The organism is Streptomyces sp. NEAU-W12, assembly GCF_026242095.1.
Taxonomy (GTDB): Bacteria; Actinomycetota; Actinomycetes; order Streptomycetales; family Streptomycetaceae; genus Streptomyces.
Genome location: NZ_JAPJDM010000062.1, coordinates 1 through 8,202, shown reverse-complemented (window position 1 = coordinate 8,202; position 8,202 = coordinate 1). Strand labels below are relative to the sequence as shown.

Here is an 8,202-nt window from a genome sequence, read left to right as displayed (position 1 = left end):
GCCGACCCGGCTTGATGCCCGTCGGCAGCAAAGGCTCAAGCCGGGCCCACTGGTCGTTCGTCAGATCCCCACGTCCCACAGGACGTGATCATCAACGAACAAGATCCACTTTCGCAACAGACCCTAGCCCCAATGCCGTGTAGTTAGCGCTCGCTGTTGGGTGTCAAATCGCCTGAAGCAAGGACTGAGCTCCTGCTAGAACCGTGTCGACCAAGATCACTGTTCAGCAGGAGCTCCGTTGGATGCCAAGTCTGTCATTTCTCATGAGGTAGCGGTTGCTGCGGGGCCGTTCGCGCCGGGCCATCTGGGTGAGTTGACGCGGGTTGTCCCGTTCGAAATGATCGATGAGGTGCTGGCCGAGACCGGCAGGATGCAGCAGCGGATACGGGACCTTCCCTCGCGTGTGGTGGTGTACTTGCTGCTGGCCGGGTCCCTGTTCCCCGGGATCGGCTGGCAGCAGGTATGGCAGCGGCTGACGGCCGGCCTGGAAGGACTGGAGACTGCAGCGCCGACGGCCGGCGCTCTGGCCCAGGCCCGCAGGCGGGTCGGGACCAGGCCGCTGCACCGCTTGTTCGACCTGTTGCGTGGACCAGCCGCCGGGGTCGCCACCACGGGAGCGTGGTGGCGGGGCCTGCTTGTCTGCGCTGTCGACGGCACCCTGGTGGCGGTGCCCGACAGCCCGGCGAACCAGGCCGAGTTCGTCAGGCACCGCTGCAACAACGGCGGGGCGGGATACCCCTCGCTGCGTCTGCTGATTCTGGTGTCCTGCGGCACCCGCACCATCCTGGACGCGGTGTTCGGGCCGACCACGAACGGAGAGACGTCATATGCCCCGGGCCTCGTTCGCAGCCTGCGCGAGGGCATGATCGTTCTGCTGGACCGGAACTTCGCCGTCCAGGCTCTGATCGAGGCGATCACCGGGACGGGCGCGCACGTTCTGGTCCGCGTGAAGGAGCGTCGCAGGCTGCCGGTCCTGAAACGTTTCCCCGACGGTTCCTACCTCTCCAGGCTCGGAGCCGTCGCGGTCCGCGTCATCGACTACGAGATCACCGTCAGTACCTCACAGGGGCGTCGCACCGGCGCCTACCGTCTCGTCACGCCCCTGACCGGCCCTCACACGCACCCCGCCCTCGAGCTGATCAGGCTCTACCACGAGCGATAGGAGGTCGAGACCTCCTACCTGGAGATCAAGTCCACCATTCTCGGCGGCCGGGTCCTTCGCGCCCGGACCCCTGCCGGCGTTTCCCAGGAAGTCTTCGCACTGCTGGTCACCTACCAGGTCCTGCGACTGGCCATGGCGGACGCCACCGGCACCCGCCCAGGAACCGATCCTGACCGGGCCAGCTTCTCCATCGCCCTAAACACCGCCCGCGACCTGCTCGTCCAGGCTGCGGGCGTCTTCAACGACACCGCCATCGATCTCGTCGGCACCATCGGCCGCCGGATCCTGGCCGACCTCATGCCCGACCGTCGCATCCGCACCCGGCCACGCGTCGTCAAACGCGCCATCTCCAAGTACAACGCCAGAGGCACCGTCGACCGAACCACCTACAAGGCCACCATCAGCATCGACATCCTGACCACCCGGACCCCTTGACACCCAACAGCGAGCGCTAACTACACGGCATTGCATCTAGTGCTCCAGCAGCGTTTCGCTATCTGGCCTGGTCAGAAGCATCGTCGGGAGTGTAGTGGGCTGATGGCGTGTCAGTGAAGGTCTTGCCGGACCGCCCCTCCAACGAGTGGCATCGAGAACTGTCCGAGCTGTGATGAGGGCAGCCTCCCCGCGTGATCGACGACCTTGCCGACGCGACCTGGGACCGTGAACTCGACGACCTCTTCCTGCGTATCGGCCACCGCTTCGGCCGCGCAGACCTACGACGCCGCATGCGCGACTACGTCCGCGCCCTGCTCGGCCCGGTCGGCCGCAAAAACGGCTGGCAACTGGCCGAACACGCAGGCCACCGCACCCCCGACGGCCTGCAACGGCTCCTGAACGGAGCCACCTGGAACGCCGACGACGTCCGCGACGACCTGCAGACATACGTCGCCGACAACCTCGGCGAAGCCGACGGGGTCCTCATCCTCGACGACACCGGCTTCGTCAAGAAAGGCACCACCTCCGCGGGCGTGCAGCGCCAGTATTCCGGCACCGCCGGCCGCACCGAGAACTGCCAGATCGACGTCTTCGCCGCCTACGCCACCACCCGCGGACGCGCCCTGGTGGACCGCGAGCTGTATCTGCCCAAGTCCTGGACGGACGACCGCGAACGCTGTCGCGCCGCCAAGATTCCCGATGAGAGGACCTTCGCCACCAAACCAGAACTGGCCAGGGCCATGGTGCTGCGCGCACTCGCCTCGCCGCTGCCGATCGGCTGGGTGACCGCGGATGCCGCCTATGGCCAGGAATGGCGCTTTCGCCGGATGCTGGAAGAAACCGCCGTCGGCTACGTGTTGGCCGTCCCGAAGTCTCAGCAGGTGCCGCGCTTTGGCCGTATCGACGACTCTGCTGCGCAATTCGTTCAGGCGGAGAGTCGGTAGCTGAGTCGTTCGAGCCTGCTGGTGCGGGGGCGGTCGAGGGGGCCTGTGGTCCAGTGGGCATTGTCACGCATCCAACAACGTGACAATGCCTCGATTACGACTGCGAGTCAGTCGGCGTACTCGGTCAAGGCTGCACCGAGAAGGATGAAGCACCGTGAGGCGCCAGAGTTCGCCACGAGCCGGATCGCAACCGGCGATCGGCTTTCACGGGGATCGGAACCCTCCGTGCGTGACACTGTGATGTGAATCACGTAAGAAGCAGAACCTGTGCGCATCATCGGGCGTCTGGCTGGTGTGAGATCACGCGTGAGAATACTGGACGAGCTGGACGAGGAGCGCCTCGTCCAGCTGGTGGCCAGAGGTGACCGCGGGGCGTTCGACGAATTGTACCGGCGCACGTCGCCGTGGCTGGCTGTGCGTTTGTGCCGCCGCTGCGCGGATGAGCAGATCGTCGCCGAGGTCATGCAGGAGACCTATCTGGCGGTGTGGCGCGCGGCCGGTGCGTTCGCCGGGAGTGCGGTCGGCGGGACGGCCGTCGGATGGTTGTGGACGATCGCGGCGCGCCGCCTCGTCGACGCGTTCCGGCGCCGTGCCCACCATGCCGAGCCGCCCGTTGCCGCCGCCGAGCGGGCGGTGGCGCCCGCGGCGGAGGACGAGGCATTGGCCGGGACCGTCGGCGGGGACGTCGGTGACGCCCTTCGGCAGCTGGCGCCGGAACTTCGAGAGGTCCTGCAGGCCATGGTGCTGGACGGGTTCTCCGTGCGGGAGACCGCCGTCCTGCTCAGACTGCCCGAAGGCACGGTCAAGACCCGCGCCCGCCGGGCCCGGATCGCAATGCGGGAGGCGCTGAGATGAGCGGGGAACACGTGTCGATGCGGCTGCTCGACGCCTACGCACGTGGTGATACGGAGATGGCCGTGGACGTGGTATGGGCGTTGGAGGCCCATCTGGAGACGTGCGCGATGTGCCGGAGTCGTCTGGCGGCCTCCGTGGCCACCGAGGTGCCCGGCATCGCCACGCTCCTCGACACCGTCCAGGCCGGTCTGAAACCGCAGTTGGACGCAGCCGTCAGAACACCCTCGCGGCGACGCCGCCCGAGGTGGCTGTCGGCCTGGCTGACGCCGGCCATGGCCCCATGGCTGGCCATGACCGGCGCCGTTGCCCTGATGGCGCTGCTGCTGGACTCGCTCGCCCCGCCTGCGTTCTTCGGCGACATCTCTCCCGTGGCGGCGATCGCACCCGTGCTGCCGCTGTGTGGTGTCGCCGCATCGTGGTCACGCGGCCTGGACCCGGCGCACGAAATGACGGCCTCGACCGCCCGAGCTGGCCTGCCCCTGCTCCTCAGGCGCACCACGGCGGTTCTCGTGGTGGTCCTGCCCGGCCTCCTGGTGGGGAGCTGGCTGACCGGAACCATGACGGCCGCGCAGTGGCTGCTGCCCTCCCTGGCCTTCACCTCCACCGCCCTGGCGTTGGGCAGCGTGGTCGGCGTGACTCGCGCCGCCACCGGGCTGACGGTCGCGTGGGGCGTCGTCGTCGTTGCGCCCACGTGGATCACCGGCCACGTCCCCCTTGCCCTGCGAGGTGTTTTCCAGCCCGACCAACTGCCCGTATGGGGGCTGCTCCTCGGGCTCGGCATTGGCGCCGTGATCACCCGCAGAAACGCGTACTCAACGCTGTGAAACCACCGTCGACCTTCGAAAGGGACCCCGCACGATGCCCACCACAAACGCGGCCGACACCGCGCCGAAAACCTATGCCTGGGAGATCCGGGCCAGCGGCCTGAGGGTACGCGTCGGACGCAAGAAGATGGCCGTTGACGGACTCGACCTCTGCCTGGGCATCGGCACCCACGGCCTCCTGGGACCCAACGGAGCAGGAAAGACCACCCTGATCCGGACGCTGGCCACCGTGCTGCGCCCCACTGACGGCGAACTGGAGATGCTCGGCACCCGCGTGGGCCCGATGGCTGACCACCGGGCCCTGCGCCGCCGGATCGGCTACCTGCCGCAGGCTTTCGGCTACTACAAGCGCTTCACGGTGCGTGAGTTCGTTGAGTACATGGCCTGGTTGAAGGAGGTTCCGAAGGCGGTCGTCCCCGCAGCCGTCCAGCGGGCCGTGGAACGGGTGGGCCTGGCGGACCGCGCCGACCAGCGGATGAAGACCCTGTCCGGCGGCATGGTGAGGCGGGCTGGCATCGCTCAGGCCATCGTCAACGATCCCGCGGTGCTGCTGCTGGACGAGCCGACAGCCGGCCTGGACCCGGCGCAGCGGTTGCGCTTCCGCGAGCTGTTGCAGGAACTGGGCCGCGACACGTGTGTGGTCGTCTCCACCCATCTGGTCGAGGACGTCGCGGCCGCCTGCTCCGACGTGGTGCTCTTCGCCGACGGCCGCCTCGTCTTCCAGGGCACGCCGGACGACCTGGCCGCGGCGGGCGGCCCCGAATACCCGGGCGGCAGCCCCCTGGAGCGCGGCTACTCAGCACTGCTCCAGGATTCCGAGCAGCCGGGGGGCACCTGGTGAACGCGCGAGTCCTGCGTACCGAGCTGAAGCGCTCCATCGCCCCGTGGCCCGGCATCGTCGTCCTGGCGGGCAGTCTGGCGGTCCTCCTGCTGATCGACGGGCTCTGGTGGCAGGGCGCCGCGGGGTGGACGGCTCAGTGGACTTCCATGGCCCTGTGGACCCGGTACCTGCTGACCTTCTGGTGGCCGCTCGTGGTGGGCCTGGGCGCGGTGTACGGGCTACGCGACTCCCGCTCGCAGATGGCCGAACTGCTGACGACCACGCCGTTGTCGGCCTGGCGCCGTGCGGCGCTGCCGGCCGGCGCAACGGCACTCGTGCTGACGTCCGGCTTCGGCCTCCTGGTCCTCGTAGGCGGAGTCCAGGTGGCCCTCGGTGCCACCGCCTACACGAGTCTCGGCTGGCTACCGATCTCGCTGGTGGCGGTGCTGTCCCTCGTCGCAGGGGCCGTGTTCGGCATGGGTGTCGCGCGGGCCGTACCCTCTGCACTCACCCCGCCGGCCCTGACGGTGTTCCTCTTGCTGACGGCCCTCTCCCTGCAGCAGAGCAATGAGGGGGCACTGCCGTCGAGCGTCGCGCCGAACCGGCTCGCCCTGCTGTTCCCGGCGACTGCGGAGCCGCGGGAGATGCTGCTGACCCTGTCCGGCTCCGTCCACCTCGGCCAGACACTCTGGCTACTCGGCCTGCTTGCCACCGGTTTCGCACTGCTGTCGGCCGCGACCCCCCGGGCCCGACTGCTCGCGGTGGCCCCCGTCCTGGCCGGCGCAGTTCTGGCCCTGCTGATCCTCCCGGCCACTCCGCGCGACACCTACGTCATCGACAAAGCCGCCGCCACCCTGGTCTGCGACGGACCGGTGTGCGTGACGCAGGCGAACCGTTCACGCCTGCCTGAACTCGCACCGCGCGGCAAGGACGTGCTGCGCGTGCTGCACGACGCCCTGGGCAATAAGGCGCCGAACTCGGTGCGGGAGGACACCGGGCTGCGCGCGCTCGGCGACGAACGCCGACTCTCCGGCGACGCGGTGCTGGTCGACTTCGACGACCCGCTGATCACTCATGCGACAGGGGCGGAACTGACCCGTCTCCTGGTCGCCCAGGGCCTGGCACCGAACTGCGCACCGCGCACCCCTTGGGAGGGCGGGGGGCAGGTCGACATTCCCGTACAGAGCATCGCCGCGAGCTGGGCACTAGGCGATCACCAACTCAAACCGCTGCAGAAGCCGGACCCCTACGCGTACTCGCAGCGTGAATGGGCGGACGCCGACGTCGCCTGGCAACGGCTGATGGCGTTGTCACCGGCCGAACAGCGCTCGCGGATCGCCGAGGTGCACGCCGCCGCCCTCTCCTGCACGGCCCACGACGAGCTTTCGGTGTTGGCGGGGAAGGCGTCGCAATGAGGTGGCTGATCCTGTACGCCCGTTCACGACAGGTACCCACCTCGGCTGCAGCGGTCGCGCTCGTCGCGCTGGCGGCGTGGGCCTTCAACCAGGACGACGCCGGCCCGGTGAACCCGGGGATCGCGGTCCTGATCCTCACCGCGAACGTGGCGGCCGCTTCCGTCGGGCTCGGTGGGCAGGACGCCGCGCTGGATCGGACGGCCGCGATCCGGTGGATGCCACGGCGGGCGGCGCACGTGCTGCTGGCCGGCGCGGTCGCCGGGGCGGCTCTGCTGGCGGTCCAGGCAACTGGAGCCAAGCTCGCCCCGGCCGCGCTCGTCGTCCGCGACAGCGCTGGTTTGGTCGGCCTGGCCGCGCTCGGGGCGGTGCTCTGCGGGGCCCGGTTCGCATGGACCCTACCGGTCGGCTGGCTCGCGTTCACCCTCCTCGTCCCGGCTCCGCCCGGCATCGCGGGAGAGGTGAGCAACTGGATGATCATTTCCCCCGCTACGACGGCCTCCGCCGCGACCGCGTGGGGCCTGGTGGCGACCGGCACCGTGCTGTACGCCGCAGCAGGACCGAGACGGTAACGGACACGCTCCGCGCTGAGCGCTTCAGTCAGCGAAACTCGCTGACTGAAGCGCTCAGTCACAGCCCCGGACCGCAGCAGGTCCGGGGCTCGTTCGCGTATCCGCGGGGGTTCGGATGTTCATGCACGCGATGCCGTGCCCAACGAACACCGTCGCGTACGGGTTACGACGCGCGCGGTGGCCGGGCAAGCCGGTGACGACACCACGCAGCGCCCTACCTGGGTGACCCGGGTCTACCGCAACCCCGCGAACAACGAGCAGTACGTCGATCGCGGCATCGCAGCAGGTCAGCAGCGAATCGCGGGAAACCCGCGTTTCGCCTGGTCAGAGCCGGAATGCGGAAAACCCACGATCCCCTCCGCCCCTCCCCCCCCCGGAGGAGGTAACTACCTCCTCCCCCTACCCCCTCACTGACTCCTCGGGGTCGCTTCCGTCACAGCGGGGGGAGGGGGAGGGTGGCTTCGCCCCGAAGGAGCTTCACGCGGCGGAGTCGTTCTTGCAGCAGTTGCGCCCGCCGCATCACATGGGTGCGTCGTCGGCCCGCACGTACGCGCCGCTGCTGCTGCGGTCGATGGCTGAGCAGGGCTGGCCGTCGGTCTTCGAGGTCGACCACCTGCTGTTGGCGCGGGAGGTCACGCGGGATCCGCAGGGCTTCAAGCGGCCGTCGTCGCTGGTGCCGACGCGGATCAGGGATCTTCCGCGCTACGCCATCGTCACCGGCGCCGACCGGGGCCAGGGTGCCACCGCGGAGCGCTGCCCGGTTCACCCGGAGCGCTACCGCAAGGGCTGCGTGGACTGAGCGATGACCGTGCCTGCCTGACCGGACAGCAGTGCGGGCCGCTCCCGTGCAGGGGAGCGGCCCGCGAAATCCCCTGACCGCTTTCACCAACCAGGAGACCCCCAGCGGGCACTGTCACGTTGGCTGACCGGGTGGGATGATCTTCTGGTTGGTCGTGCTGGGAGGGGTCGTCCATGGGCAGCGCACCGCCGTCGTACAAGGGGCACCGGTACCCGGTCGAGGTAATCTCCCACTGCGTGTGGCTGTACTTCTGCTTCCCGCTGTCGTTTCGCGAGGTGGAGGAGCTGATGTTCGAGCGCGGTGTGATCGTCTCCTATGAGACGGTCCGCCGCTGGTGCGTCAAGTTTGGGCAGTCCTACGCGAACGGCCTGCGCCGCAG

Annotated in this window: 8 protein-coding genes and 2 pseudogenes; all 10 read left to right on the top strand. The window is 68.9% G+C overall.

Features of this window, described 5'->3' with window-relative positions:
- The first annotated feature begins 238 nt into the window (after positions 1-238).
- Complete coding sequence (locus ORI94_RS34700; RefSeq protein ID WP_266083031.1) at positions 239-1,162, top strand: IS4 family transposase; 924 nt, start codon at positions 239-241, stop codon at positions 1,160-1,162.
- A 132-nt stretch (positions 1,163-1,294) separates the two neighbouring features.
- Positions 1,295-1,597, top strand: coding sequence for a hypothetical protein (locus tag ORI94_RS34695; RefSeq protein WP_266083029.1), 303 nt, complete (start codon positions 1,295-1,297; stop codon positions 1,595-1,597).
- Between the two features lie 194 nt (positions 1,598-1,791).
- A pseudogene (locus tag ORI94_RS34690) lies at positions 1,792-2,514 on the top strand (IS701 family transposase); the annotation flags it as partial.
- A 333-nt stretch (positions 2,515-2,847) separates the two neighbouring features.
- Complete coding sequence (locus tag ORI94_RS34685) at positions 2,848-3,396, top strand: RNA polymerase sigma factor (protein WP_266083033.1); 549 nt, start codon at positions 2,848-2,850, stop codon at positions 3,394-3,396.
- The gene (locus ORI94_RS34680) at positions 3,393-4,220 is read left to right on the top strand and encodes a zf-HC2 domain-containing protein (RefSeq protein WP_266083026.1); all 828 of its coding nucleotides are present in this window, start codon (positions 3,393-3,395) and stop codon (positions 4,218-4,220) included. Before ORI94_RS34685 ends, ORI94_RS34680 begins: the two co-directional genes overlap by 4 nt.
- A gap of 34 nt (positions 4,221-4,254) precedes the next feature.
- Positions 4,255-5,061: an ABC transporter ATP-binding protein gene (locus ORI94_RS34675; protein ID WP_266083024.1), complete on the top strand. Its 807-nt coding sequence runs from the start codon at positions 4,255-4,257 to the stop codon at positions 5,059-5,061.
- On the top strand, positions 5,058-6,455 hold the full coding sequence (locus ORI94_RS34670) for a hypothetical protein (protein WP_266083022.1): 1,398 nt from the start codon (positions 5,058-5,060) through the stop codon (positions 6,453-6,455). The genes ORI94_RS34675 and ORI94_RS34670 overlap by 4 nt, the downstream gene beginning before the upstream one ends.
- Entirely contained in the window at positions 6,452-7,024 is a 573-nt protein-coding gene (locus ORI94_RS34665; protein ID WP_266083020.1) for a hypothetical protein, read from the top strand. The genes ORI94_RS34670 and ORI94_RS34665 overlap by 4 nt, the downstream gene beginning before the upstream one ends.
- A 496-nt stretch (positions 7,025-7,520) precedes the next feature.
- Entirely contained in the window at positions 7,521-7,823 is a 303-nt protein-coding gene (locus tag ORI94_RS34660) for a hypothetical protein (RefSeq protein WP_266083018.1), read from the top strand.
- Positions 7,824-7,996: 173 nt separating this feature from the next.
- Positions 7,997-8,202: pseudogene (locus tag ORI94_RS34655) on the top strand (IS6 family transposase); the annotation flags it as partial.